Origin of the sequence: Streptomyces sp. NPDC053513, from assembly GCF_044544765.1 — a bacterium.
Classification (GTDB): domain Bacteria; phylum Actinomycetota; class Actinomycetes; order Streptomycetales; family Streptomycetaceae; genus Streptomyces; species Streptomyces litmocidini.
Window position 1 is genome coordinate 99,868 of sequence record NZ_JBITXP010000001.1, and the last position, 25,364, is coordinate 125,231.

26 protein-coding genes and 2 pseudogenes are annotated in these 25,364 nt (G+C 73.6%); 11 read left to right on the forward strand and 17 right to left on the reverse strand.

Annotation, left to right across the window (positions count from 1 at the left end):
- Position 1: 1 nt before the first annotated feature.
- From ACIGW4_RS00435 to ACIGW4_RS00450, 4 genes are all read right to left on the reverse strand, one after another.
- Positions 2–1,144, reverse strand: coding sequence for an aminopeptidase P family protein (locus ACIGW4_RS00435; protein ID WP_123455998.1), 1,143 nt, complete (start codon positions 1,142–1,144; stop codon positions 2–4).
- A gap of 97 nt (positions 1,145–1,241) precedes the next feature.
- Positions 1,242–2,201, reverse strand: coding sequence for a hypothetical protein (locus tag ACIGW4_RS00440; RefSeq protein ID WP_123455997.1), 960 nt, complete (start codon positions 2,199–2,201; stop codon positions 1,242–1,244).
- Between the two features lie 49 nt (positions 2,202–2,250).
- Positions 2,251–3,132 carry a LysR family transcriptional regulator gene (locus ACIGW4_RS00445; RefSeq protein WP_398710476.1) on the reverse strand — a complete coding sequence of 294 codons (882 nt, stop codon included), beginning with the start codon at positions 3,130–3,132 and terminating at the stop codon, positions 2,251–2,253.
- Between the two features lie 4 nt (positions 3,133–3,136).
- Positions 3,137–3,661 (reverse strand): tetratricopeptide repeat protein, encoded by a 525-nt coding sequence (locus ACIGW4_RS00450; RefSeq protein WP_123455995.1) that lies wholly within the window; start codon positions 3,659–3,661, stop codon positions 3,137–3,139.
- 96 nt (positions 3,662–3,757) lie between these two features.
- Here ACIGW4_RS00450 and ACIGW4_RS00455 point away from each other — a divergent pair, with 96 nt between their 5' ends.
- Entirely contained in the window at positions 3,758–4,513 is a 756-nt protein-coding gene (locus ACIGW4_RS00455; protein WP_399577471.1) for a hypothetical protein, read from the forward strand.
- A 160-nt stretch (positions 4,514–4,673) separates the two neighbouring features.
- Here the strand turns inward: ACIGW4_RS00455 and ACIGW4_RS00460 are convergent, their stop codons facing one another.
- The gene (locus ACIGW4_RS00460; protein WP_398710479.1) at positions 4,674–5,309 is read right to left on the reverse strand and encodes a nucleoside/nucleotide kinase family protein; all 636 of its coding nucleotides are present in this window, start codon (positions 5,307–5,309) and stop codon (positions 4,674–4,676) included.
- Positions 5,310–5,476: 167 nt separating this feature from the next.
- On the reverse strand, positions 5,477–5,887 hold the full coding sequence (locus ACIGW4_RS00465) for a hypothetical protein (protein ID WP_398710635.1): 411 nt from the start codon (positions 5,885–5,887) through the stop codon (positions 5,477–5,479).
- Positions 5,888–6,211: 324 nt separating this feature from the next.
- Here ACIGW4_RS00465 and ACIGW4_RS00470 point away from each other — a divergent pair, with 324 nt between their 5' ends.
- From ACIGW4_RS00470 to ACIGW4_RS00490, 5 genes and pseudogenes are all read left to right on the forward strand, one after another.
- Positions 6,212–6,619 (forward strand): VOC family protein, encoded by a 408-nt coding sequence (locus tag ACIGW4_RS00470; RefSeq protein ID WP_359590513.1) that lies wholly within the window; start codon positions 6,212–6,214, stop codon positions 6,617–6,619.
- Positions 6,620–6,873: 254 nt separating this feature from the next.
- A complete protein-coding gene (fusA, locus tag ACIGW4_RS00475) occupies positions 6,874–8,880 on the forward strand; it encodes an elongation factor G (protein ID WP_399577475.1) in 2,007 nt (668 codons plus the stop codon).
- 206 nt (positions 8,881–9,086) lie between these two features.
- Positions 9,087–9,218, forward strand: a pseudogene (locus ACIGW4_RS00480) (DUF397 domain-containing protein); the annotation flags it as partial.
- 130 nt (positions 9,219–9,348) lie between these two features.
- On the forward strand, positions 9,349–10,050 hold the full coding sequence (locus tag ACIGW4_RS00485; protein ID WP_399577478.1) for a DUF4232 domain-containing protein: 702 nt from the start codon (positions 9,349–9,351) through the stop codon (positions 10,048–10,050).
- A 175-nt stretch (positions 10,051–10,225) separates the two neighbouring features.
- Entirely contained in the window at positions 10,226–11,011 is a 786-nt protein-coding gene (locus ACIGW4_RS00490; protein WP_399577479.1) for an SDR family NAD(P)-dependent oxidoreductase, read from the forward strand.
- Between the two features lie 14 nt (positions 11,012–11,025).
- Here the strand turns inward: ACIGW4_RS00490 and ACIGW4_RS00495 are convergent, their stop codons facing one another.
- The 9 genes from ACIGW4_RS00495 to ACIGW4_RS00535 form a co-directional block, all read right to left on the reverse strand.
- Positions 11,026–11,499, reverse strand: coding sequence for an SUKH-3 domain-containing protein (locus ACIGW4_RS00495; protein ID WP_359590518.1), 474 nt, complete (start codon positions 11,497–11,499; stop codon positions 11,026–11,028).
- Between the two features lie 34 nt (positions 11,500–11,533).
- On the reverse strand, positions 11,534–12,436 hold the full coding sequence (locus ACIGW4_RS00500) for an SUKH-3 domain-containing protein (RefSeq protein WP_398710486.1): 903 nt from the start codon (positions 12,434–12,436) through the stop codon (positions 11,534–11,536).
- Positions 12,437–12,447: 11 nt separating this feature from the next.
- Positions 12,448–12,843, reverse strand: a complete 396-nt coding sequence (locus ACIGW4_RS00505) for a YwqJ-related putative deaminase (RefSeq protein ID WP_123455986.1) — start codon at positions 12,841–12,843, stop codon at positions 12,448–12,450.
- Complete coding sequence (locus tag ACIGW4_RS00510) at positions 12,836–13,309, reverse strand: SUKH-3 domain-containing protein (protein WP_123455985.1); 474 nt, start codon at positions 13,307–13,309, stop codon at positions 12,836–12,838. The genes ACIGW4_RS00505 and ACIGW4_RS00510 overlap by 8 nt, the downstream gene beginning before the upstream one ends.
- Positions 13,310–13,319: 10 nt before the next feature.
- Positions 13,320–15,104 carry a YwqJ-related putative deaminase gene (locus ACIGW4_RS00515; RefSeq protein ID WP_398710487.1) on the reverse strand — a complete coding sequence of 595 codons (1,785 nt, stop codon included), beginning with the start codon at positions 15,102–15,104 and terminating at the stop codon, positions 13,320–13,322.
- A 76-nt stretch (positions 15,105–15,180) separates the two neighbouring features.
- Complete coding sequence (gene msrB / locus ACIGW4_RS00520) at positions 15,181–15,588, reverse strand: peptide-methionine (R)-S-oxide reductase MsrB (protein ID WP_123455983.1); 408 nt, start codon at positions 15,586–15,588, stop codon at positions 15,181–15,183.
- 15 nt (positions 15,589–15,603) lie between these two features.
- On the reverse strand, positions 15,604–16,995 hold the full coding sequence (murC, locus tag ACIGW4_RS00525; RefSeq protein ID WP_359590522.1) for a UDP-N-acetylmuramate--L-alanine ligase: 1,392 nt from the start codon (positions 16,993–16,995) through the stop codon (positions 15,604–15,606).
- Between the two features lie 155 nt (positions 16,996–17,150).
- Positions 17,151–17,621 carry an indole-3-glycerol phosphate synthase gene (locus ACIGW4_RS00530; protein ID WP_359590523.1) on the reverse strand — a complete coding sequence of 157 codons (471 nt, stop codon included), beginning with the start codon at positions 17,619–17,621 and terminating at the stop codon, positions 17,151–17,153.
- Positions 17,622–17,727: 106 nt separating this feature from the next.
- Positions 17,728–18,519, reverse strand: coding sequence for a pyrimidine reductase family protein (locus ACIGW4_RS00535; protein WP_399577485.1), 792 nt, complete (start codon positions 18,517–18,519; stop codon positions 17,728–17,730).
- 36 nt (positions 18,520–18,555) lie between these two features.
- Between ACIGW4_RS00535 and zapE the strand changes: the two genes are divergently transcribed.
- The 5 genes from zapE to ACIGW4_RS00560 all read left to right on the forward strand — a co-directional run bounded on the left by zapE (position 18,556) and on the right by ACIGW4_RS00560 (position 23,580).
- Positions 18,556–19,641, forward strand: a complete 1,086-nt coding sequence (gene zapE, locus ACIGW4_RS00540) for a cell division protein ZapE (protein WP_123455979.1) — start codon at positions 18,556–18,558, stop codon at positions 19,639–19,641.
- A gap of 34 nt (positions 19,642–19,675) precedes the next feature.
- Entirely contained in the window at positions 19,676–20,101 is a 426-nt protein-coding gene (locus tag ACIGW4_RS00545; protein WP_123455978.1) for an OsmC family protein, read from the forward strand.
- A 135-nt stretch (positions 20,102–20,236) separates the two neighbouring features.
- Entirely contained in the window at positions 20,237–21,598 is a 1,362-nt protein-coding gene (locus ACIGW4_RS00550) for an alkaline phosphatase PhoX (protein WP_399577488.1), read from the forward strand.
- A gap of 82 nt (positions 21,599–21,680) precedes the next feature.
- A complete protein-coding gene (locus ACIGW4_RS00555; protein WP_399577490.1) occupies positions 21,681–22,598 on the forward strand; it encodes a PPK2 family polyphosphate kinase in 918 nt (305 codons plus the stop codon).
- Between the two features lie 97 nt (positions 22,599–22,695).
- The gene (locus ACIGW4_RS00560; RefSeq protein ID WP_399577491.1) at positions 22,696–23,580 is read left to right on the forward strand and encodes a polysaccharide deacetylase family protein; all 885 of its coding nucleotides are present in this window, start codon (positions 22,696–22,698) and stop codon (positions 23,578–23,580) included.
- Between the two features lie 9 nt (positions 23,581–23,589).
- Here the strand turns inward: ACIGW4_RS00560 and ACIGW4_RS00565 are convergent, their stop codons facing one another.
- A complete protein-coding gene (locus ACIGW4_RS00565) occupies positions 23,590–24,240 on the reverse strand; it encodes an ABC transporter (protein ID WP_399577493.1) in 651 nt (216 codons plus the stop codon).
- 344 nt (positions 24,241–24,584) lie between these two features.
- Positions 24,585–25,361, reverse strand: a pseudogene (locus tag ACIGW4_RS00570) (ATP-binding cassette domain-containing protein); the annotation flags it as partial.
- Positions 25,362–25,364: the final 3 nt, after the last annotated feature.

The window sequence follows — 25,364 nt, forward strand, 5'->3', positions numbered from 1 at the left end:
CCTATTCCACGATGGCCATCTCGTGCGGGGTGTTGTTGAAGCGGCGCCCCGCGCCGTCCTCGGTGGCCGTGACGATGTCCTCGATGCGGACGCCGAAGCGGCCGGGGAGGTAGACGCCCGGTTCGACGGAGAAGCACATGCCGGGGACGATGGGGAGCTCCTCGCCCTCGATCATGTACGGCGGCTCGTGGGTGGTGACGCCGATGCCGTGGCCGGTGCGGTGGATGAAGTACTCGCCGTAGCCGGCGTCCGTGATGACCTTGCGGGCCGCCCGGTCGACCTCCTGGCAGGCGACCCCGGGGCGCACCGCCTCGAAGCCGGCCTGCTGGGCCTCGCGGACCAGGTCGTGGACGCGGCGCTCCTCGTCGGTGGGCTCGCCGACGTGGACGGTGCGGGTGGTGTCGGAGCCGTAGCCGTGCTTGAGGCCGCCGAAGTCGAGGACGACCATGTCGCCGCGCTCGATGACCCGGTCGCCGGCCTCGTGGTGCGGGTTGGCGCCGTTGGGGCCGGAACCGACGACGGTGAAGTCGACCTGCGAGTGGCCGGACTCCATGAGGAGCCGGGCGAGGTCGGCGGCGACGTCGGTCTCCCTGCGGCCCGCGAAGCGGACCTTGAGGATCTCGCCGTACGCCTGGTCGGCGGCGGCCCCGGCGGCCGCGATCCGGGCCAGTTCGTGGGCGTCCTTGACGCCGCGGAGCATCGGCAGGGCCTCGGTGAGGGAGACGTACGAGGTGCCGGGCAGGGCCTGCTGGAGGCCGAGGAGGTGCATGGCCCAGGCGTTGTCGCTGACGCCGAAGCGGCCGTCGGCGTCGAGGAGCGGGGCGGTGACGGCGTACGGGTCCTTGCCGTCGGTCCAGTCGCGCAGGGTGAGCGCGGCGGCCCCGGCGGCCTTCTCGGCGTCGGGCGCCTCCAGGGTCGGGACGACGAGCACCGGTTCCTGGCCGACGGCGAGGACGAGGACGGTGAGCCGTTCGGTGATCGCGGTGGGCTGGTAGCCGGTGAGGTAGACGAGGTCGGGGCCGGGGGCGACGAGCACGCCCGCGAGTCCGGCGTCGGCGGCGGACTCGACGGCCCGGGCCATCCGGGCCCGGTAGTCGTCCGCGGTGAAGGGCACGACCTCTTCGGGGGCGTCCGTGCTCGGCATGGTGGCTTCTCCTCGACGTCATCGTCCGGTACGACGTACAGCATCCTGCCGGGCGGGGACGCGGGCCGCGACCGGATACCGGACGGGAGCGACCGGTTCAGCGGCGGTCGGGCCCCTGGGCGATGAGCCGTTCCAGGAGCTCCTGGAAGTCGTCGCCGACGACGATCCGCAGGTCGCCCCGCTCCTCGTCGTGCTCGCTGAGCTGGGTGAGCGTGCCGCCCCGCCACCAGAAGACGTACGGGCTGATGGCACCCGGCACGTCCTCGTACCCGGCGGCGGCGAAGGAGGCCATCGCGCCGAGGGCCGGGATGATCGAGGTGTCCCGGATGGGGTGGAAGGCGAGCTGGTGCCGGAAGGGCAGGGCGACGAGGGCGCCGTGCTCGCCGAGCGGGAGGCCGGTGACCCGCCGGACGACGCCGTCGAGGTCGAGGACGCGGCTCGCGGTGTAGAAGGAGTCGCCGAGGATGACCTCGAAGCACATGCCGTCGGCGTCGCGGACGGTCTCGTGCTCCTCGACGGGCAGTCCGCGCAGGTTGCGCAGGGCCCGGTCGCGGAGCTGCGCGTGGTCCCCGAGCCGTTCGAGCGCCTCGTCGGTGAGCATCATGACGCTCTCGGGCAGGTCGAGGGCGAGGACCTCGTAGAGGCCGGGGGCGACGGTCCTGGCATAGCCGAAGGCTCCGGCGTCGATGCCGTCCCCGCTGACGATCCGGGGGTAGAGCTGGGCGCGGATCTGTTCGGGCGGCAGGGTGTCGAGCGCGGAGGGGCCGTCCATGGCGCGGACGACGAGACCGATGTGACGGCCGATCATGTCGGGCCAGACGCGGGGGCCGCGCCGGTCCTGGTGGCAGACGGCGGCGAGGTTGCCGAGGCCGAAGCGGCGGCCCTTGTCGTCGACGACGTGGTCGGCGTAGACGGTGACCTCCAGGCCGAGCTCGGCGAAGGTCTGGCGGACCCGGCCGCGGAAGAGCGCGGCCTCGCGCTGGGAGAAGTACGCGAACTCGGGATCCCTCGGTGCGTCGTCGCCGTCCCTTCTGGGTCCTCGTCGCAGCCACCCCACGCCCGTCCGCCTTCCGTCGCCGTTGCGCCCAGGGTAGCGACTGCGGGTGTCAGCTCTTGAGGCGTCCCGTGAACTCGGCCACGGGCCCGGACGGTTCGCCGTGGGCGCCCGCCGGCAGGAGGAGCTCGACGCGGTGGACGAGCCGGGGCGCGACCAGGGGGACGGCGGCCGCGCCGGGGACGCCGTCCGTCGCGGACAGCGGCAGCAGGGCGAGTCCGTGCCCGGCGGCGGCCAGGGCGCCGAGGGTGCGGGTGTCGGTGCCCTCGTAGCGCAGGGCGGTGCGGAAGCCGCGCCCGGCGGGGCCGCCGTGGACGGCCCGCAGCCGGTCGAGGGGGATGCCGGCGGCGGGGGCGTCCAGCCAGCGGGCGTCGACGAGGTCGTCGAGGCGGAGTCCGGGGCGTGCGGCGAGGGGGTGCCGGCCGGGCAGGACGACGGCGAGCGGTTCGTCGGCGACGCCGGTCGCGGCGAGCGGGGCGACGTCGGGCAGCCGCAGCGGGTCGCTGGGGGCGGCGATGCCGTCGACGAGCCCGGCGTCGGCATCGCCGGTGGCGACGGCGACGGGCACCCGCTCGCGGGACAGGGCGCGCAGGGTGACGCCGGTGGCGGGCAGGGCGGCGAGGACGCGGGCGGTGAGGGCGAGCGGGGAGGCGGCGACGTCCAGGGTCGCGCGGGGCGCGGCGGTGAACCGGTCGAGGTCGGCGCGGGCCGCGTCGAGGCGGAGCAGCAGCGCCCCGGCGTGTTCGAGGAGCCGCTCCCCGGCCGGGGTGGGGGCGACGGGCCGCCGGGTGAGCAGGGGAAGTCCGAGGTCGGCCTCCAGGGCGGCGATGTGCTGGGAGACGGCGGACTGGGTGTAGCCGAGGTCGCGCGCCGCCTCGGAGAAGGAGGCGAGGCGGGCGACGGTGACGTACGTGCGGAGGAGGTGCGGGTCCATGGGTTCAGGACCCGAAGGGGGTCTTCAGGAGGTCCTTGGCGTAGTGCGCGAGGGAGCGGTTGTAGCGGGGCAGCAGGGGCGCGAGGGCGCCGAGGGCGAGGGAGGCGGCCTCGCGGTCGCGGCCGGTGTCGGCGAGGGCGAGGGCCAGGAAGGCGTCGACGGCTCCGGAGAGCGCCCGCTCGTCGGCGTCGAGCCGGTCGGCGGGGAGGGCCCGCTCGGCGGTGAGGAGTTCGACGCTGCGGTCGGGGCGGCCGAGGTTGCGCAGGCTGCTGGCGAGCTGGATGACGGCCCGTCGACGGCGCAGTCCGGTGAGGCCGAGGCCGAGGGCCCGCTCGTAGTGGGCGACGGCCTCCTCGGGCATGCCGGTGGAGTCGTGGGCGGCGCCCTGCTCGAAGACGGCGTCCGGATCGTCGGCGGGCCGCTCGGCGGCGAGTTCGGCGACGCGGGCGCGGAAGTCGGCGGGCTCGTGGTCGTCGAGGCGCTCCCAGAGCGCGGCGACGCGGGTCTCCCAGTCGTGATCGTTCGTCATGCGGCCACCCTAACGGGAGGCCCATAAGCGTTTGTGATGGCGAGTGCAGGAATCATCGTTGGACGTGAACGAGGGGGGCGGCCCAGCATGGCGACCATGACCACGAACACGAACACGCCCCCGCACACCCCTCGGATCGCCCTGGTCGGCGACCGCTCCCCGCACGTCCGCTCGCACGTCCGCATCCCGGTCCTCCTGGACGCCCTCGCCGAGCGGGACGGGCTCGCGCTCGACGCGTACTGGATCCAGACGGTCGACGCGGAGGCCCCGGGCGCGGTGAAGGGCTTCGACGCGGTGTGGGTGCTGCCGGGGAGCCCGTACGCCAGCGAGGCGGGGGCGCTCGCGGCGATCCGTACGGCCCGCGAGGACGGCATCCCGTTCCTCGGCACCTGCGCCGGCTTCCAGCACGCCCTGATCGAGTACGCGCGGGACGTCTGCGGCCTGGAGCGGGCGGCGCACGCCGAGAACGATCCGGCGGCCGATCCGGGCGACCTGCTGATCGCGCCGCTCTCCTGCTCGCTCGTGGGCCACGAGGGGGTCGTACGGGTCACCCCCGGCTCGCTCGCCGAGAAGGCGCTCGGCGCGGAGCGGACGACGGAGCGCTACCACTGCGACTACGGCCCGGACAGCCGCCACCTGGACACCCTGCGGGCACACGGCCTGCGCTTCACGGGCGCGGACGAGGAGGGCGGCATCCGCGTCGCCGAACTCCCCTCGCACCCCTTCTTCCTGGCGACCCTCTTCCAGCCGGAACTGGCGGGCGACGGCACCGTGCCGCACCCGCTGGTCCGGGCACTGGCGGTGGCGGCGACGGAGCACGCGGCGGCGCTTCAGGGGGCGGGCGCGCCGTAGAGCTCTTCCGTCGGGCCGTCCGCTCGGAGGCGGGGCAGGTGCTCGCCCGTCAGGACGCGCGGTCTCGGCCGTGGGCCCGGAGCCGCCCACGGACGCGCGGCGGCCGCGTACGCCGACCCGCCCCGAGCCCACGGTCACGGGACGGAATCACGGTGCCCGGCTAAGCCGTCCTCACGACGACGTGGGCGCGGTCCCGGCCGCGGGCCACCAGGCGGGCGTTGGCCTCGTCGGAGTCGTGGACCCAGCGCTCGGCATACGCCCGGTCCTTGCCGAAGCGGACGTGCCGCTCGACGAGCCGGGGCACCCGGAGCCGGGCGTCCAGGTCGAGGTACCAGGCCTCGTCGAGGAGCGGCAGGACGTCGGCCCAGGCGCCCTCGTCGTGCAGCAGGTAGTTCCCCTCCGTGACGACGAGCGGGACCTCGGGCGCCACGGGGATCGCCCCGGCGACCGGCTCCTCCAGGGAGCGGTCGAACGCGGGCGCGTAGACGGTGGTGCCGGGGACGGGGGTACGGAGCCGGGCGAGGAGCGCGGCGTACCCGGCGGCGTCGAAGGTGTCCGGCGCCCCCTTCCTGTCCGCCCGCCCGAGCCGCTCCAGCTCCGCCTGGGCCAGGTGGAAGCCGTCCATCGGGACGAGCACGGCGAGCCCGTCGAGCCGGTCGACGAGACGGGCGGCGAGCGTGGACTTCCCGGAGCCGGGCGGGCCGGCGAGCCCGAGGATCCGCCGCCGCCCGGGGGCGGCGAGCGCCTGCGCGCGTGCGACGAGCCGATCGAACTCCTGGACCTCCATGCGGCGCATTCTCGCACCGCGCGCCCCGATCGGTGACGGGCGTCGCGGGCCGGTGGCGGGATCGAGGCCGGGGCGCGGCAGCGGGCCAGTGGTGCGGCAGGGCAGGGGTGGCGACGGGGCCCCGGCCGGGTCGCGTCCGGGCGACCGTGTCCCTGTCCCCGCCGGTCCGGGTGGTGTCAGACGGTGCTGATGTCGGCGAGGGTGCTCTGGAGCCGGCGGATCGCCTCTTCGGCCTCCGCGTACTGCCGGGGGGTCGGGAGGACGGCGCCGAAGGTGGGGCCGTCCTCGGCGGGCAGGGCGCGCCAGTGCAGGATGGGAGTGAGCGCGGTGGCGGCCGCGCCGAGGAACCAGGCCAGGCGTCCGTGGACGTGGGCGAGGGCGATGGCCAGATCGGCGAGCGCCTCCCGCAGGTGTGCCAGCCGGTCGACCGTGGACAGGCCCTGCTGGGCCTCCGGGGTGCCGACGGCGGCGCGCAGGTCGGCGGCGGCCTTCGCGGCGACGGTGCGGTCGGCGCCTTCCGGCACCCACGTCCGATCGCGCAGCTGCCGTTCGGCTTCTTCTACCAGGTCGTCGATGACCGTTCGCATGTCCACGCGCGTCACTCTATGCCCGTTTCCGCTCATCGACGGCAGGGCGTGGACAGGCCGGCCGATGATCAGACCGCCTTGAGCGCCGAGCGGCCCGCCGTGATCGGCAGGACGCCCCCCGGCGGCGCCTCCGCGTCCCGCGCCTCGACCCGCACCCCACGTGCGCTGTGCACGGGGTGCGGGGTGCGGGGTGCGGGTCGGGGGACCCTCGGGGCGACCCTCCCCGGACCCTCGCTCCGACCCTCCATCCCGCAAGGGTCATCCCCACCACGACGCGGGTCGACGCGGGTGGGTTCCGACCCTTCCGCGTATTACGTTGGGGAAATGCCGTCCATCGCACTCGTCACCCTCGTCGTCCGTGAATACGACGAGGCCATCGCCTTCTACACCGACGCCCTCGGCTTCGAGCTGGTCGAGGACACCGACCGCGGCGACGGGAGCCGCTGGGTCGTCGTCCGTCCGCGCGGCGCGGCCGGCGTCGGCGGCCTCGGCAACACCGGGCTGCTGCTCGCCCGCGCGAAGAACGAGGAGGAGGAGGCCTCGGTCGGCAACCAGACGGGCGGCCGGGTCGGCTTCTTCCTCCACACGGAGGACTTCGCCGGCGACCACGAGCGCATGACGGCCGCCGGGGTGAAGTTCCTGGAGGAGCCCCGCCACGAGCCGTACGGCTCGGTCGCCGTCTTCGAGGACCTCTACGGCAACCGCTGGGACCTCCTCCAGCCCGCCGGGTAAAAACCGGTGTCGCCCGCGCGGCGGCCCTCCCTACACTCGCGGCACGGCGCACCGACCGGTGTGCCGTGCCGCGAGCATCCACCGAGGAGAGCCGACCGTGCGTACGCGCCGCTTCGACGTGATCCTCGCCTCTCGCTCCGGCCGGTGGCGGCTGCGCGCCCGCCATCGCCGACCCGTGACGTACTGATCCCCTGGGATCCGTCCGGGAATCGCGCTGCCCCTCTCCCACGCAGCAGCGAAAGGCACGACACACCGTGCGTACCGACACCACCACCCGAAGCGTCCGCAACCTCGGCATCCTCGCCCACGTCGACGCCGGCAAGACCACCGTCACGGAGCGGTTCCTGTTCCTGACCGGCGCCACCCACAAGCGCGGCGAGGTCCACGACGGCACGACCGTCACCGACTTCGACCCGCAGGAGCGGGACCGGGGCATCACGATCTTCGCCGCGGCCGTCAGCTGCGACTGGGCGGGCCACCGGATCAACCTGATCGACACGCCCGGTCACGTCGACTTCTCCGACGAGGTCGAGCGCTCGCTGCGCGTCCTCGACGGCGCCGTCGCCGTCTTCGACGCCGTCGCGGGCGTCGAGCCGCAGAGCGAGACGGTGTGGCGCCAGGCCGACCGGCACGGGGTACCGAGGATCGCGTTCGTCAACAAGCTGGACCGCGCGGGCGCGGAGCTCGACGCCGCCGTGGCGTCGATCCGGGACCGCCTCGGCACCGTCCCGCTCCCCGTCCAGCTGCCCATCGGGCGCGAGGACGGCTTCACGGGCGTCGTGGACCTGGTCCGGATGCGGGCGTACGTGTGGGCCGACGGCTCCGACGCGTTCGCCGTCCTGCCGGTCCCCGACGAGCTCCGGGACGAGGCCCGGCACCGCAGGCGGCGCCTGGAGGAGACGGTCGCGGAGCTGCACCCGCGCGCCCTGGAGGAGTTCTGCGAGCGGAACGCGCTCTCCGAGGACGTCCTCACGGCCGCCCTCCGCGACCTCACCCTCTCCGGCGAGGCCGTCGTCGTCCTCTGCGGCTCGGCGTACCGCAACCGGGGCATCGAGCCGCTGCTCGACGCCGTCGTCGCGTACCTCCCGGCCCCGTCCGACATGCCGCCGGTGCGCGGCGAGGTCCCGGCGGACCCGGAGGCGCCGTTCACCGCGCTCGCCTTCAAGGTGAACGCGACGGCCACCGGCCGCATGACGTACATCCGCGTCTACGCGGGCACGCTCGGGAAGGGGGACACCGTGCTCGACACGACCGCCGGGCGTACGGAGCGGATCGCCCGCATCCTGCGTGTCCAGGCCGACCGGGCGACGGAGGTGGACTCGGCGCGCGCCGGTGACATCGTCGCCGTCGTCGGGCCGAAGTCCGCCCGCGCCGGGGCGACGCTCTGCGCCCCGGACTCGCCGGTCGTCCTCGAACCGCCGACAACCGCCGACCCGGTGGTCTCGGTCGCCGTGGAGGCCCGCCGCGGCACGGACACGGGCCGGCTCGCGACGGCCCTCGCCCGGATGACGGAGGAGGACCCGTCGCTCGTGGTGCGGTCCGATCCGGAGACGGGCCAGACGGTCCTGTCCGGTCTCGGCGAGCTGCACCTGGAGGTCGCGGTGGAGAAGCTGCGGCGCGACCGGGGCCTGGAGGTCGCGGTCGGCCGTCCGCAGGTGGCGTACCGGGAGACGGTGACGAAGGGCGTCACGAATCTCACCTACCGCCATGTCAAACAGGACGGCGGCGCGGGCCAGTTCGCCCACGTCGTCATCGACGTCGAACCGACGGAGAACGGGGAGGAGTTCGCGTTCCGCTCCACGGTCACGGGCGGTCGCGTCCCGCAGGAGTACGTCCGCGCGGTCGAGGCCGGCTGCCGGGACGCCCTCGTCGAGGGCCCCCTCGGCGGCCATCCGGTGACGGGTGTCCGGGTCACGCTCACGGACGGCGCCACGCATCCGAAGGACTCCTCGGAGATGGCGTTCCGCACGGCGGGCCGCTTCGCCCTGCGCGAGGCGCTCCGCGCGAGCGTGACGACCCTGCTCGAACCGGTGGCCGAGGTGACGGTCACCGTCCCCGCCGAGTCGGTCGGCTCGGTCCTCGGCGACCTCGCGGCCCGCCGGGGCCGGGTCACCGACTCGACGACCCGCTCCGGCACGGCGGTGGTCTCGGCGACGGTCCCGCTGGCCGAACTCTTCGGCTACGCGTCCCGCCTCCGCGGCCGCACCCAGGGCCGGGGCACCTTCACCACCCGGCCGGCGGGGTACGCCCCGGCCCCGTAGGGGCCGACGGCGTGAACGCGGTCCGGGCCGTGGTGACCCCACGGCCCGGACCGCGTGCCGGGGCGCGCACGACGTGACGCATACCGCCGTCGTCAACAGGCTTGGAGAGGAGTCAGGTTGGCAGCACCGGACGGCAAGGGGGACAAGTGACGGACCGACAGGAGCTGCTGTACCGCGTAGAAGTCGACCTCTCCTGACACAAGTCCATCTACAGCAGCGGTGACGGCGGCAACTGCGTCGAGGTCGCCACCTGCCCCACCACCGTCCACGTCCGCGACTCCAAGAACCCCACCGGCCCCCGGCCGGCCCTCTCCCGCGACGCCTGGACGGAGTTCCTCGGCCAGCTCGGCCGAGGAAGCATCACCTCCATGTCCGTGGTTCGTAACGAGCTGTCCCGCACCGGAACACGGCAGCCGCGCCGGTGCAGAATCTGCTCGTCGAGCCATGTGAAGGACACGGGGGATCACCATGCGCGCTGCCCGCAAGAGCTGGAAGACGTACGCCCTGGGAGCCGCGGCCGTCGCCGCGCTCCTCTCGTCGACGGCCTGCGGGCCGGACGGCGGTACGGATGACGGGGCCGTGAGCCCGGCCCCGTCCCGTACCGCGAGCGCGACCGGCACCACCGCCCCCGCCACCCCGAGCCCGGCTCCGACCACCGACGCCCCGCAGCCCACCGCGACCCACTCCGCGAAGCCGAGCGGCAGCGGCAGCGGCAGCGGCAGCAAGGAGAAGGCCCCGGCCTGCGGTGACCAGGACCTCTCCATCGGCACGTCGTACTGGGCGCACGACTCGGGTCAGCACCTCCTGATCACGGCCACCAACGTCACCGACAAGCCCTGCACGCTCTACCACTACCCCTTCATCACCTTCGGGCAGGACGTCGACGGCCCGCTCCAGCCGATGGAGTCCCCGGCGAAGGCCGTCGCCACGATCGGGCCGAAGCAGAAGGCGTACGCGGGCGTGAAGCTGTTCCTGGGCGGCGAGAAGACGAAGACGTACGAGTCGTTCGGCATCGCGTACCAGGACCCGAACAGCAACGACGACGGGTCTCCGATCGACGTCGCGCTGTCCGACGAGGTCCAGTTCGTCACCGTCGGCCGGAACCCGTCGGTCACGTTCTGGAACCTGGACCGCAGCGAGGTCGAGAGGTTCGTGTTCAAGGCCCGGTGACGCCGGCGGCGCGGTGGTCGCCGGGCCGCGAGCCCCGCGATTTCGCCGACTGCGTGCGGGCGACGGCCGCGACCGGGGTCTGACACGGCTGATCAGGACCCGTGTGCCAGGATGCGGGGGCCGGCCCTCCACCGCACACGGGCGGCCGGCGCCGTACGACACGAGGAGCGACACGATGAGCACGGGCCCCGCAGGCTACCTCTCCGGGATGTTCTCGCTCGAAGGGCGAAACGCCCTGGTCACCGGCGGCAGTTCCGGCATCGGCAAGGCCATCGCGGGGGCGCTGGCCCGGGCGGGGGCGAGCGTGGTGGTCCTGGCCCGCAAGGAGGCCGAACTCGTCGCGACCGTCGACGAGTTGACGGCCGACGGCCGCCGGGCGGCCTGGGTGAGCGCCGACCTGGGCAGCCGGGAGGGCATCAAGGCCGGGGCGGAGGCCGCGGCGGCCGTCTTCGGGGAGCCGGACATCCTGGTGAACTCGGCCGGCATCAACCTCCGTCCGCCGTTCGGCGAGCTGGGCGAGGAGGTGTGGGACACGACGATGACCGTGAACCTGGAGGCGCCGTTCCTCCTCGGCCGACGCTTCGGCCCCGGCATGGCGGAGCGGGGCTTCGGCCGGATCATCCACATCACCTCGCAGCAGGCGCACCGCGCGTTCGTCCAGAGCGGGGCGTACGGGGTGTCCAAGGGCGCCCTGGAGTCGCTGGCCCGCTCGCAGGCCGAGGCCTGGTCCCCGTACGGGGTCACCGTCAACACCCTGGTCCCCGGCTTCGTGATGACCCCGCTCAACCAGCGCCTCTCCTCCGACCCGGAGAGGGTCGCCGCCCTGGCCGCCCGCACGATGGTCGGCCGCAACGGCCTGGCGGAGGACTTCGCGGGCGCCGCCGTCTTCCTGGCGAGCGCCTCCTCCGCGTACGTCACGGGCCAGTCGCTCTTCGTGGACGGCGGCTTCTCGGTGCACTGAAGGCCCTGCCCGGATCAGACGTAGAAGTCCTCCGCGTCCCGCATGGGATACCCGTAGAGGTCGGTCATCGCCCCGTACTTGCCGGTGCCCATGTAGTAGTTGCCGGTGTGGTGCAGGCAGAAGAACCGGCTCCGCTCGTCCATGACGATCACCTCGCCCTCCGAGGAGTCCCAGCCGACGGGGAAGACCCGCACGCCCAGGTTGCGGCTCAGCTCCGCGATCTCCTCGGCGGTGCTGTCCCAGACGATGACCGGCTTGAAGTGCAGGTACTCCTCACGCCGCGCGTCGATGGTCAGGCGGAGACCCGCGTGCTCGGCGAGGAATTCGGTGGCGGCGGCGAACGGCTCGACCGGGTACCCGTCGTTCCGGGTCTCCTCGACGACCTCCGCCACGAACGCCGCCGCCTGTTCGGCGACGTTCCGGCCGGGAAACCAGCCGTGCTCGCCGAACCAGGCGTCGACGTCGGCGGGGACTCTCAGACGGGGCACGAGGGACTCCTCGGTCGCGCGAGCGGGGCATCGGTCAGGACGCCGGGGAACCCGCCCAGTCCGCGAGGGCCCGGGCGCAGGCGTCCAGGGCCTTCGCCGTGGGGCCGCTCGTGGCGGACAGGGCGGCCGACAGGGTCAGGCCGGGGCCCTCGGTCTCGCCGCCCACCGTCACGGCGCAGGCGGCCGTCGCCGCCGGGCCCTCCGTGCCGGGCGGCGCGGACACCGTGAGGGTCAGCTCGCAGGCGCCGGGGCGCGCGCCCGCCGCCTCGCACCGGTCCGCCATCGCGGCGGCGAGGGGTTCGGCGTTGTCCTCCAGCGCCCCCGGGCGCAGCGGGAACTCCTCGTCCACGGCCACGACGCCGATCCCCCGCAGGGTGGTCGCCCTCAGGTGCAGGGCGCGGGCACCGAACAGGCCCGCGCTGTGCAGGACGTAGACGGCGACGAGCGCGGCCCGTACCGCCGCCCCGAGGTCGTTCCCGCCGCCGGACAGCGGGAAGCGCCACCGGGGCGGCCGGAGCCGTACCGGCGCGATCCCGGAGGTCAGCGCCGTCAGACCGGCGTGGACCGTCTCGCCGAGGAGCCAGGGGCCGCCCGGGCCGAGCATGAGGAGCCGGCCGTGCTCGTCGACCGCGAGCGGCGCGTCCGTGTCCGTACGGCCGAAGGGGAAGAGGCGGGCGCCGAGGGAGTGGGCGAGCCGGTTCAGGGCCGGGACGTCGAAGCGGGCCTCGCGGGGGTCTATGACGGCACCGAGGGCGGCGACCTCCCGGCCGCCGTCGGCGGCCGGGAGGACGTGCAGGCCGTGGAACTCGCGCACGGCGCGGTCGGCGGCGGGGAAGAGTTCCGCTCCGACGGTCACCACGACGAGGACCGCCAGCATGGCGGGGTCTCCCGCGTCCCGGCCCGGCCGCCAGCCCGCTTCCGTCAGTACGTCGCTCATGCCTGGTCGCGTCATGCCTGGTCGTGGAGGATCGTGATCCCCAGCCGGTCGAGGAGCGCCGAGCAGGAGCGGCAGACCTCGGCCTCGGTGCCGTGCTCGGGATCGCCGTGCGGGCGGATCTTGCGGGCGACGACCGCCGCGCCCGCGAAGTGCGGGACGGCCTCGTCGAGGGTGGCGGTGCGGCCGTCGCCGCGCTGCCGGTCGAAACCGAAGAGCTCGTCGGAGACGAGGGCGGACTCGGCGCAGTAGCCGATGAAGGGCTCGCGCAGGGCGGGCGGCAGCCCGTCGAAGAACTCCCGCACGGCCGGGTGGAGATCGGGCTCGCCGTCGCCGGTGAGGTTGGTGTGGCTGGTGATGGTGCCGTGGATGAGCAGCGAGGCAGCCGTACCAGGGATCAGGTCAGACATAGAGGTCCTCCGCGTCCTGCATGGGCCAGTGGAAGAGGCCGATCATGGCCCCGTGCTTGCCCGTCCCCATGTAGTAGTTGCCGAAGCTGCTCATGTTGAAGAAGCGGCCCTGCTCGTCGATGACGAGGATCTCCCCCTCCGCCGAGTCCCAGCCGATCGGGAAGACCCGGGCGCCCAGGCCGCGGCTCAGCTCGGCGATGTCCTCGAAGAGGTCGCCCCAGACGGGGACGGGCGTGAAGTGGAGGTGGTCCTGGCGCTGGGGGTCGGTGGTCACGCGGAGTCCCGCGTGCTCGGTGAGGAAGTCGGTGGCGGCGGCGAAGGGCTCCAGGGGGAAGCCGCTCTTCCGGCTCTCCTCGACGACCTCCGCCACGAACGCCGAGGCCTGCTCGCCGGCGTTCCGACCGGGAGTCCAGCCGTTCTCCGCGAACCAGGCGTCGACGTCCGCGGGGGCGTTGAGATGGGGCATGGGGAGGTTCCTAACCTGCGTAAGCGGTGATGCCGGCCATGTCGAGGGCGATCGCGCACGAGCGGCACGGCTCTTTGTAGTCGTTGTGCTTGAGGATGCCCCGCGGGTCCCGGCCGACCTGCACGGTGTACATCTGCGCACCGTTCATCGCATCCCGCACGTGGTCGATCGTACTGATGTTCGTACCGCTCGGGTCGAGCTGGCGGAGCCGGTCCGAGAGCAGCAGAGGCTCGGCGCACTGCCCGTGGCCCGCGCCCGGCCTGCCGCCGTCCCCTTCGATCCTGGCCTTCACCTGGTCGTAGATGTCCTGCACGGCCGGATGCAGGTCCGGCTTGGCCTGACCCTCGAACTTGGTCGCGCTGGTCTGGCTGGTGACGACACCGTCGTGGAGCAGCCCGCCGGCGCAGGCGTTGTCCTTGACGAGGTGTTCGCCGACCGGGAACCGGGTCTTGGCCAGGTCGATCTGGTGCTTGGGGTCGTTCTTGTTCTCCGGGTCCGCCCTGCGCGCCTTGTCGGCGAGGTCGCGGGCCTCCTGGACGAGGGCCTCACGCTGCTGCTCGGGGGTGAGGTGGCTCACGTCGAGCGGGTCGGTGCGGTGGTGGCGCATGGTGCCGGCGGAGCTGCCGTGCCAGGGCGGGGCCGGGGTGATGCGGTTGCCGCCGGGGTTGTTCCCGGAGCCGCCGTTGCCGCCACCGCCGGGGGGATTGCCGTTCCCGCCGCCACCGCCGCCGCCCGCGCCGCCCTTGCCCCCGTTGTCGTGGTCGCCCTTGCGCTGGCGGGCGAAGCGGTCGCGCAGGTCGTCGTCGGTGTTCTTGTGGTCCACCGAGATCTGCTTGACGACCTTGGGCAGCGTCTGGCCGACGTGGTCGCCCATCGACTTCGCCGCCTTGGTCAGGGCCTCCATCGCCTTGTCCGCGACCGGATCGATCGCGTCCGCGATCGAGTCACGCCCCCGGGTGCGGCCGTGCGCGGTCTTCGCCTTCGTGAGTTTGCCCGCCGTCTTCCCGTGGATGCGCACGCTCACGGTGTTGAGCTGGGTCGAGGCGTGGTCGTGCTCGGCGTGCTCGATGTGCAGGTTCTTCAGCCCGCTGCCCCGCGCACCGCCGCCCCCGCCGCCGGCCGAGGCCAGGTTCAGGCTCTCCTTGCCCGACTGCACCCCGTCCTTGAACCCGTCCGTACCGGCCTTCTTGGTCTGGTCGAGGTCCACCCCGTCCTGCAGCCCGATCGCCATCGCGCCCAGCTGCACCACCAGGTCCGCCGCCATGCCCTCCAGGGCCGCCACCGCCGGCTCGGTCAGCGCGGCCACCACGTACCCGACGGCCTCCTCCACGCACTCCTTGATCAGCCGCTTGATCACCTCCTGCGTGGCCCGCATCGCGCCCGCGCCGATCAGCGCCGACAGACCGCCGGTCACCGGGATCAGCGAGAGCGCGATGCCCGCCTCGGAGGCGAGGTAGCCCAGCTGCACCAGGGCCGCGAGCTTCATGCCCTCCACGGCGCCGGCCGCCAGGTCGAGGCCGCCCGCGATGGTGCGGGCGGCGCCGGCGATGTCCTTGAAGTGCTTGCCCTTGACCTTCTGCCAGTGCTCGTCGAGGGCGTCGATCGCCTCGCCCTGGCCCGAGGACAACAGCCGCTCGAAATGGTTGTTCGCGAGCTGACCGTCGTCCTCCAGGTCGTCCGCGAACTCCCTGAGCGCGTCCGCCATCTCTCGGTACGCGTCCTCGTCGACGTTCGGCCAGGCCACACCGATCAGATCCAGCAGTGTGTCGGCCCAGTCCGGAACCGTGACAGCCATGTTCATGCCCCCGTGTCGGCTGTTTGCAATCCGCAACAGTCCTACCACAGGGGGCGGCTGACGAACCGTCCGGGGGTCAGCCTTCCTCGGGCTCCAGGCGCAGCGAGATCGAGTTGATGCAGTACCGCTGGTCCGTCGGGGTCGGGTAGCCCTCGCCCTCGAAGACGTGACCCAGGTGGGAGCCGCAGCGGGCGCAGCGGACCTCGGTGCGGATCATGCCGTGGGAGGTGTCCGCGACGAGCTCGACGGCCTCGCTGTCCTTCGGGTCGTAGAAGGACGGCCAGCCGCAGTGCGACTCGAACTTCTCGTTCGACGTGAAGAGCTCCGCCCCGCAGGCGCGGCAGGAGTAGACGCCCTTCGTCTTCGTGTCGGTGTACTCACCGCGGAAGGCGGGCTCCGTGCCGGCCAGCCGGAGCACCTGGTACTCCGCCGGGGTCAGCTGCGCCTGCCACTCCTCGTCCGGCTTCTCGACCTCGTACGCCATCGTTCGTCCACTCCCTCAGTTCGCCAGGCGGGCGAGGATCTTCGGACCGAGGTCCGTGACGTCGCCCGCGCCCATCGTGAGAACGAGGTCGCCGGGGCCGGCCATTCCCGCGATCACCTCCGGGACGGTCTCCTTGTCGTGGACGGGCGTGACGTCGGCGCCCGCGGCGACGGCGGCGTCGATGATCAGCCCGCTGGTGACGCCCGGGATCGGGTCCTCGCGGGCCGGGTAGATGTCGAGGACGACGGAGGCGTCGGCGAGGGCCAGCGCGTCCCCCATCTCCTTGCCCAGCTCCTGGGTGCGGGAGAAGAGGTGCGGCTGGAAGACGACGAGGAGGCGGGAGTCCCCGGCGGCGCCGCGCATGGCCTCCAGGTCGGCGGTCATCTCGGTGGGGTGGTGCGCGTACGAGTCGATGACCTGGACGCCCTTGGCCTCGCCCTTGAGCTGGAGGCGGCGGCCGACGCCGGTGTAGGCGGTCAGCGCCTGGGCGAGCCCGGCCGGGTCGATGCCGGCGCGGGCGCCGGCCGCGAGGGCGGCGGCGGCGTTGTGGGCGTAGTGGCGGCCGGGGACGGAGACGGTGAAGGTGTGCTCGACGCCGTCGAGGAGGACGGTCACCTCGCTCTTCATGCCGTTCGGGACGATCTTCAGGATGCGGGCGTCGGAGTCCTCGGACTCGCCGACGGTGACGATGCGCAGGCCGTCGCGGTCCGCGACGCGGCGGGCCAGCTCGCGGGCGCCCGCGTGCTCGCCGACGACCAGGGTGCCGCCGGGGCGGATCTTGGCGGCGAAGGCCTCGAAGGACTCGTAGATCTCGTCCATCGACGCGTAGTTCGCGTGGTGGTCCAGCTCGACGTTGAGGACGATCGCGACGGCGGGGTCGTACTTCTGGAAGCTGCGGTCGCTCTCGTCGGCCTCGGCGACGAAGATCTCGCCCTCGCCGTGCCGGGCGTTCGTGCCGGGGCCCGCGAGGTCGCCGCCGATGGCGTACGAGGGGTCGAGGCCGAGCTCGGTGAGCGCGACGGCCAGCATGGAGGTGGTGGTCGTCTTGCCGTGCGTGCCGGCGACGGCGATCGCGCTCAGGCCGTCCATGAGGGAGGCGAGCGCGTCGGAGCGGTGGACGACGGGGACGCCGAGCTCGGCGGCGCGGGCCAGCTCGGGGTTGTCGGCGCGGATGGCGCTGGAGACGACGACGGCGGAGGCGTCGTCGGCGAGGTGCTCGGCGGCGTGGCCGATGTGCACGGTGACCCCGAGGGCGCGCAGCGACTCGGCGGTCGCGGACTCCTTGGCGTCGCTGCCGGCGACCTTGGCGCCGCGCTGGGCGAGGATCTTCGCGATGCCAGACATCCCGGCACCGCCGATGCCGATGAAGTGCGGCCGTTCCATGGCGGCGGGAATGGCGGGTGCCATGCGGATCTCTCCCCGGGGTGGTTCGTGGCTGCCTGCTGCGCGCGCGACGGGCAGGCGTCTGGAAGCCCCCAGCCTAGTGGCTCCCGGTCCGGGCCCCGGCGGCCGACGGGTCCGTGTCCGCGCCCCCTGCACGGGGCGCGGACACGGGACGTCCGCTACTCGCTGTGGGCGAAGAGCTTCAGGACGGGGACGCCGACCTTGTGGCGGGCCCGGGAGGCCCAGTCCCGGTGGAAGAACTCCTCCACGTAGTGCGGGGCGGTGAGGACGATCACCTCGTCCGCCTTCGACTCGTCGACCACCGCCTTCATCTTGTCGAGCGGGTGGTCCTCGACGACCTGGCCGACCGCTTCGCAGCCGGCCTTCCTCAGGGCCTGGAGCGAGACCTCCAGGGCCTGCTCGGCCAGCGGCCGGGCCTCCTGGCCCTCCGGTTCGTCGCCCTCGCGGGCGGCGTCCTTGAGCTCGCCCATGGCGACGTCGTCGATGGCGCGCAGCAGTACATCGGCCTGGTCACCACGAGGCTGCATGAGAACGATGAAGGACACGCCCTCGTCGCCGTGCAGGGTGGTGACGAATTCCACGTCGACGGACGTGAGGGGCTTCTCGATCATCAGAACGCTTGTGAACAACTCCGGAGCCCTTCTGCGGAAACCATCCTTCCCCGTGCCCGCACGGGGTCTGCGACAGTAAGTGTGCCCAGCCGACGCTAAGCGGAACGGCAAATTCCGCCGATTGTCAGATCCGACGGTAGCGGGTGAAGAGGAAGCCGTCCTGCTCCAGCACGGAAGCCACCTGGAAGCGTGTCGGGACGGCCACCGTGGGGCCCCCGGCGATCCGCTGGGCGTCACCCGCCGTCATCGTCGGCGAGATCGTCAGGCACAGCTCGTCCAGGACGTCCGCCCCCACGAACTGGCCCAGCAGCCGGGGCCCGCCCTCGGTCAGCTGGCGGCGCAGCCCGCGCTCCGCGAGCACCGCCACCGCACGGGCCGGCACCACCCGGGCCCCGTCGCCCGCGAAGAGCACCTCGGCGCCCGCCTCCCGGGCGGCCCGGATCCGGTCGGCGGGCGCGCCGGAGCCGGTGAGGACCACGGTCGGCACCAGCGGCTCGGTGAAGAGCGGCAGCGAGAAGTCCAGGTCGAGGGAGGCGCTGACCACGGCGATCACGGGCGCCGGGCCCTGTCCCGCGGCGGCCCGGCGGTCCGCGAAGGCCTCCCGCGCCCGGGCCGGGCGGTAGCCCTCCAGGCGGACCGTCTCGGCGCCCACCACGACCACGTCGGCGAGCCCGCGCAGGATGCCGAAGATCCGCATGTCGGTCTCGGAGGAGAGGGGCTGGGAGCGCCCGTCGTGCTGACCGGCGCCGTCGAGCGAGGAGACCATGTTGGCCCGCAGCCAGGTGCCGCCGCCCTCCGGATACGCGTAGGCGTCGGCGAGGGCGTCGAGCGACCACTCGCGATCGGAGGCGGGCGACCACCCCTGGTCGGAGGCGGTCGAGGCTGTCATGTCCGTCACAGGGAAGAGCTGGCGCATCCTCGCAGTCTGGCACGGCGCTTACAGTGGGGAACTGTGTCGACCCGTGCCTTCACCGAAGCGGCTTCCTCCGAAGCGGCCCCGCTCTCGCTCTGCTCCCGAGAGCCCCACGTCCCCGCCGACCGCCTCGTCGCGGAGATGGTGCCGCCGCCGCGCTTCGACTCCGTCCGCTTCGACACGTACCTGCCCGACCCGAACCAGCCGAGCCAAACGGACGCCGTCAAGGCCCTGAGCGCCTTCGCCGAGGGCCTCGGCGGAGCGCACGCCTCCGGCGCCGGCAAGCGCCGCTGGTTCGCGAAGAAGCCGGCCGCCCCGAGCGGCCCCCGCGGGGTCTACCTGGACGGCGGGTACGGCGTCGGCAAGACCCACCTGCTCGCCTCGCTGTGGCACGCGACCCCCGCGGAGCCCGCGCTGAAAGCATTCGGCACCTTCGTCGAGCTGACCAATCTGGTGGGCGCCCTCGGCTTCCAGCAGACCGTGAAGACGCTCAGCGGACACCGTCTCCTCTGCATCGACGAGTTCGAGCTCGACGACCCGGGCGACACCGTCCTCGTCTCCAGCCTCCTCGGCAAGCTCGTCGAGTCGGGCGTGGCCCTCGCCGCCACCTCGAACACGCTCCCGGGCAAGCTCGGCGAGGGCCGCTTCGCCGCCGCCGACTTCCTCCGCGAGATCCAGGGCCTCTCCGCCCACTTCCGGCCGCTGCGGATCGACGGCGAGGACTACCGCCACCGCGGCCTGCCCGAGGCCCCGGCCCCGTACTCCGACCAGGTCGTCACCCAGACCGCGTACGCGACGCCGGGCGCCTCCCTCGACGACTTCCCGCACCTGCTCGAACACCTGGCCAAGGTTCACCCGAGCCGGTACGGCGCCCTCACCGACGACCTCGGCGCCGTCTGCCTCACCGACGTCCAGCCGGTCCCGGACCAGTCGACGGCCCTGCGGCTCGTCGTCCTCGCCGACCGCCTGTACGACCGCGAGATACCCGTGCTGGCCTCCGGACTCCCCTTCGACAAGCTCTTCAGCGACGAGATGCTGAACGGCGGCTACCGCAAGAAGTACTTCCGGGCGATCTCGCGGCTCACCGCGCTCGCCCGCGACGCGAAGGGGCTCGTCGCGCAGTAGCTTGGGGGCCGTACCCGATCGAAAGGGATCCACCATGGCCACCGTGCGTCACGCCCACACCGTCTGGCAGGGCGACCTCCTCAAGGGCTCCGGCGTCGTCACCCTCGACTCCTCCGGCATCGGTTCGTACGACGTCTCCTGGCCGGCCCGGTCGGAGGAGCCCAACGGCAAGACCAGCCCCGAGGAGCTCATCGCCGCCGCGCACTCCTCCTGCTTCTCGATGGCCTTCTCCAACGGTCTGGCCAAGGCGGGCCACGCCCCCGAGCGCCTGGAGACGAAGGCCGACGTCACGTTCCAGCCGGGCGAGGGCATCACCGGCATCCACCTGACCGTGCGCGGGACGGTCTCCGGCCTGGACGCGGACGAGTTCCAGGCGCTCGCCGAGGACGCGAAGAAGAACTGCCCGGTCAGTCAGGCGCTCACGGGCACGACCATCACCCTCACCGCCGAACTGGCCTGACGACAGGTCAGCGTCCGCGCCACATGAGGCCGTTGTGGCCCGCATGGTTCTCCTGTCACCACCGTGCGTGATACACACATGCGGGTCACACGTCACATCTGTCCTGTCCGCCAGCAGGAAGTGGGTTGTTGCCTCATGTCCGCAACACGACGTCAGATCCTCTCCCGCACCGGCGCGTCCGTCGCCGGGATCGCCTTCACGGGCGCCCTCTCCGAGCTCTTCGCCGGAAGCGCGAGCGCCGCTCCCCGGACGGCCGGCTACGGCCCCCTCGTACCGGACCCGGACGGTCTCCTCGACCTCCCCGCCGGCTTCCGCTACAAGGTCCTCTCCCGGCAGGGCGACCCGCTCCGCTCCGGCGAGGGGCTCGTCCCCGGCAACCACGACGGCATGGGCGCCTTCGCCGGCCGCCGCGGCCGGGTGCACCTCGTCCGCAACCACGAGAACCGGGTCACCGGGAAGATCGCCGTCCCCACCGTCCCGGGCCTCACCTACGACCCGGCCGGCAAGGGCGGCTGCACGGTCCTCGAACTCGACGGCCGCAACGACGTCCTCGGCGAACGGGTCGCCATCGCCGGCACGGCCGTCAACTGCGCCGGCGGCCCGACCCCCTGGAACACCTGGCTGACCTGCGAGGAGACCGAGGACCGGGCCGGCACCAACGGCTACACCAAGGACCACGGCTTCATCTTCGAGGTCGACGGAGCCGACCCGCACCGCACCGGGGCCGTCCCGCTCACCGCGATGGGCCGCTTCCAGCACGAGGCGATCGCCGTCGACCCGAGGAGCGGCATCGTGTACGAGACGGAGGACGCCTTCGAACGGCCCTTCGGGCTCTTCTACCGCTTCCTGCCGGAGAAACCGCTCGGCGGCACCGGCTCGCTGCGCGCGGGCGGCGCCCTGGAGGCGATGCGGGTGCCGGGCGTACCCGACCTGTCCGCCGTCCAGGAGGCCGGTACCCGCTTCGAGGGCATCGAGTGGGTCCCCGTACCCGATCCGCTGGCGACCGGGACCCCCGTCCGGCACCAGGACTTCGGGCCCAAGGGCATCACGCACGCCCAGAAGCTGGAGGGCTGCTACTGGGGCGGCCGGGCCGTCTACTTCGTGTCCTCCTTCGCGCGGGCCAAGGACGGCTCGGCGGCCACGCACTTCGGCCAGGTGTGGAAGTACGAACCCCACCGGCGGCGGCTCACCCTCGTCGTGGTCTTCGGCCCGAGCACCGACGTCCGGCTGCCCGGCGAGTCCCCGGACAACATCTGTCTGGCGCCGACCGGGGGCCTGATGGTCTGCGAGGACGGCGACGGGGCGCAGCACGTCTTCGGGGTGAGCAGGGACGGCGAGGTGTACGCGGTCGCCCGGGGCGCGCAGAACATCGGAACCCCCGAGGCCCCGGAGTGGGGCGAGTTCGCGGGCGTCACCTTCTCGCCGGACGGCTCGACGATGTACGTCAACTGCTACACGCCCGGCACGACGTTCGCGGTGACGGGGCCGTGGTGCTGAGCTAGCGGGCGCCCGGGATCCGTCGCACGATCGGGAGAGGACGATCGTGCGGGCGCGATCGGCGCGGCGGAAGGGGCGACGGATGCCGAAGAAGGACGGCGGGAAGAAGGACGGGGGGAAAACGGGTGGCGGGAAGAAGAAGCGGAAGGCCCCGGCTCCCGAACCCGCACTGCGCGACCTCCTGCGCGTCCCCGAGGGCGAACGGATCGACCTCGCCGCGTACGACGCGGGGGCGACCCCGGCCGGTCCCGCCGACAAGACGGCGGGGCTGGCCGCCACCACCGCCCTCGGGCCGCGCCTCGCCGAACTCCAGGAGCGGCTGTACGCGGCGAGCACCGCCGGCGACCGGCGACGGCTGCTCCTCGTCCTCCAGGGCATGGACACCAGCGGCAAGGGCGGGACGGTCAAGCACGTCATCGGTCTCTTCAACCCCTCCGGCTGCCGCATCCACGCCTTCAAGGCGCCGACGCGGGAAGAGCGGAACCACCCCTTCCTGTGGCGGGTCGTGTGGGCGCTCCCCCAGGCGGGCGAGATCGGCATCTTCGACCGCTCGCACTACGAGGACGTCCTCGTCGCCCGGGTCCGGGAGCTGGTCCCCCGCCGGCTGCTCGGCCGTCGCTACGGCCAGATCAACCGCTTCGAGAAGTCCCTCGCCGAGGACGGGGTGACCGTCGTCAAGGTCTTCCTCCACCTGTCGTACGAGGAACAGCGCGCCCGGCTCCTCGCCCGCCTGGACAACCCCGAGAAGCACTGGAAGTTCGATCCGGGCGACATCGAGGAGCGGACGCTGTGGCCGGCGTACCAGCAGGCGTACGAACTCGTCCTCGAACGCTGCTCGACGGACGAGGCCCCCTGGTACCTGGTCCCGGCGGACCACAAGTGGTACCGCAACTGGGCGATCAGCAAGCTTCTGCTCGAACACCTCGAGGATCTGGACCCGCGGTACCCGCCGGGGGACTTCGACGTGAAGGAGTACCGGGCGCGGCTACTGGCCACATGAGCCGATCCGGACGTGGGCGGAACCCGATGTGGGCCGATCCGGCGGGTGACCGTGGAGCCGTCAACCGATAATCACTTTGATCGGTTAACTTCCGGTCGTGAACACTTCTGCACGGAAATTGGCGGCGCTCGGTCTTCTGGGCGCCGCCCTCGTCGGCTGCGGCACCGGCACGGCCGATGCCCCGGCGCCCAGGCCGAAGGCGAAGGCGGCCGTGGTCGCGAGTCCCTCGCCCAAGGCCAGCGCGGCCGCCCCCGGCCCCAAGCCCGCGCGCGTCCCCGCCGCCCCGCCCACCATGGCGCCCGGCCCCAACGGCCTCACCCCCGTCTACACGCACCGCGCGAAGAGCACCGAGAAGGTCGTCGCGCTCACCTTCGACGCCGACATGACGGCCGATCAGGGCTCCCGCGCCGCGCGCGGCGAGCACTTCGACAACCCCGAGCTCATCGCCACCCTGCGCCGGCTCAAGGTGGACGCGACCGTGTTCATGACCGGCCGCTGGGCGGAGGAGTACCCGGACCAGGCCAAGTCCATCGGCGGCGACCCGCGCTTCGAGATCGCCAACCACTCCTACAGCCACTACGCCTTCTCGTCCCCCTGCTACGGCCTGCCGACCGTCCCCCGGCCCGACATGGCGTCCGACGTGCAGCGCGCCTTCGACGCCTTCCGGGACGCCGGGGCCGTCAACGTCGTCCCGTACTTCCGCTTCCCCGGCGGCTGCTACGACGACGCGGCCCTGCGCGCCCTCGCCCCGGCCGGGGTCACCGCCGTCCAGTGGGACGTCGTCAGCGGCGACGCCTTCGCGAAGGACGCGGACGCCGTCGCCGACCAGGTCCTCGACGGCGTGAAGCCCGGCTCGCTCGTCGTCATGCACTGCACGCGCAGCGCCGCCCCCGTGACCGAGACCGCGATCCGCCGGATCGTCCCGGAGCTCCGCGCCCGCGGCTACCGCTTCGTCAAGGTCTCGGAGCTCATGAGCCGCTGACCCGGCGCCTCACTCCAGGCGCGCCGTCGCCCGGCACGCGAGCGCCGCCGTCGCCGCCGCCAGGAGCAGCGCGCCGGCGCAGGCGGGCCAGGGCGGCTCGGCGGTCGCCGTGCGGGCCCCGGCGACCAGGACGGTCATCGCGAGCTTCGCCGGGGACCCCGTGGTCACGAGCGCGAGGAGGGAGCCGAGGACCAGGGCGGCCAGGGACCAGCCGGGGGCCCGGAGGAAGGGGCGGGAGGTCAGCGCGCCGACGGCGGCGCCCGTCAGGGCGCAGGCCAGGGCCGCGGGCAGCCCCGTGAGGACGGCGGCGAACGGGGTGAGCCCGCGCCGGTCGCCGACCGCCGTCACCACGAGCACGGCGACCGTGCCGACGAGCACCGGCCAGGCGGCCCCGTTGAGCAGCGCCGCGAGGTGCGCGCGGCCCCGGCCGGCGGCGGCCGCGACCACGCTCCGGGCGGCGGGCGGCTCCTGGGTGAGGCAGATCCGTACGGTCCAGGCGGCCACCGGGAGCAGGGCGGCCGCGGTGAACCCGAGCGCCCCGAGCACCGGCTCGCCGGCCTGGACGCCGACGCCGATGAAGGCCGCGTAGAGGAGCAGCGGTGCCAGCCAGCGCTGGGACCGGAGCAGCAGACCCGACTGGTAGCGCAGGAGCGCCGTCATACCCGTACGCCTTCGGTGCCGAGGTGGTGGATGTGCCAGGAGGCGGCGAGCAGCACGCCGAGGAGGGCGTCGGAGTGGGCCGCGTCGACGGTGAGGACGGTGGTGCCGCCGTCGGCGCCGGGGGCGGCGACCGGGTCGCCGGGCAGACGGCCGGGGAGCGCCCGCCCGCCGGAGACGACGATACGGACGCGGGCCCGGGAGGCGGCGGGCACGGCCCCCGACAGGGGCACGGCAGGGCCGGGCCCCGGCCCGCCCGTCGAAGAACCGCCCGCCACCGCCCCGGGCCCGGGCCGAACCCCCTGAAGACCCACGCCCGCCGTCCCGGGGGCGGGCCGAGCCTCCCCGGGTCCCACGCCCGCCGTCCCGGGCCCGGGTCGGGCCTCCCCAGGTCCCGTAGTCGTCGTCCCGAGCTCGGGACGAGCCTCCCGGAGGCCCACGCCCGTCCCCACGGGCCCGGGCCCGGCCGCCCGGGCTCCCGGTTCCGGGTCCGGACCCGCCGGGCCGGGAGCCGTCGCCTCCCGTACCCGGCCGCCCTCCACCCCGTACACCGCCGCCGCCTCCCCCTCCAGTCGGCGGGGGTCGTGGTCGACGAAGACGACCGTCGCGCCGGCGGCCAGGCGTTCGCGGACGGCGGTGTCCAGTTCGGCGCGGGCGCCGGTGTCGAGGCCGGTCCAGGCCTCGTCGAGGACGAGCAGGGCCGGGTCGGCGAGGAGGGCCTGGGCGACGGCGACCTTCTGGCTGGTGCCCTTGGAGAGCTCCGCCAGAGCCGTACGCGCGTGCTCACCGGCCCCGAACCGCTCCAGCCACTCCCCCGCCCGGGCCCGCGCCGCCGCCCGGCCGAGGCCCTGGACGCGTCCGAGGTGGACCAGGTAGTCGACGGCCGTGAAGGGCAGGGCGACGGGGAACCGCTCGGGGACGTACGCCGTGCGGGCGGGCCGGCCGGTGACGCGGCCCTCGGTGGGCGCGTCGACGCCGGCGAGCAGCCGGAGCAACGTGGACTTGCCGGTGCCGTTGGTGCCGACGACCCGGACGAGCGCGGCGGCGGGCAGGTCGAGCGAGACCTCCCGCAGCACCCACGGCCCGCGAAGGCCGTGCCGCCGCCCGACCTGCTCCAGTCTCAACGC